The organism is uncultured Ruegeria sp. (assembly GCF_947497005.1).
In the GTDB taxonomy this organism is placed as follows: domain Bacteria; phylum Pseudomonadota; class Alphaproteobacteria; order Rhodobacterales; family Rhodobacteraceae; genus Ruegeria.
This window is the reverse complement of the sequence record NZ_CANMFF010000070.1, coordinates 1-438: the sequence shown is the minus strand read 5'-3', so window position 1 is coordinate 438 and position 438 is coordinate 1. Positions and strand designations below refer to the sequence as shown.

Genomic DNA, 438 nt, shown 5'->3' with positions numbered 1-438 from the left:
TCTGAAAGGCTTCGAGGATCCGGTTCCCGTTTGGAAGGTAACCGCAATTGCCAGATCGCGAGACCGTTTAGATCGACAAAAAGGCAACCTGACACCTCTCATCGGACGCCGCCAAGAGTTGAACGCTTTGACTTCTGCGCTAAGGCGTATGCGTGTAGGTGCCTCAATGGCGGTGAATGTGATCGGTGAAGCCGGGATTGGAAAGTCGAGACTTGTTCGTGAATTTTTTGATACTTCTGGGGGAACATTTACCAGTCTAAAGGGTCAATGCAGCCCCCATGGGGGGTCCACTGCTTTCCACCCATTTATCGAATTGGTCCGTGAGTATGCAGCGGATAGAAAACGGGAAGGCCTCTCGCCAGAAGACGGGTTTACCCAGATTGGGCTGGATCGCAAACGCCACGTGCCCTATTTGCTACTGCTCATCGGAAATAAAAA

Annotated in this window: 1 protein-coding gene; it reads left to right on the top strand. The window is 51.6% G+C overall.

Annotation, left to right across the window (positions count from 1 at the left end):
- Positions 1-148 precede the first annotated feature (148 nt).
- On the top strand, positions 149-438 hold a 290-nt coding region (locus Q0816_RS25945), incomplete at its 3' end, for an AAA family ATPase (RefSeq protein ID WP_298856219.1).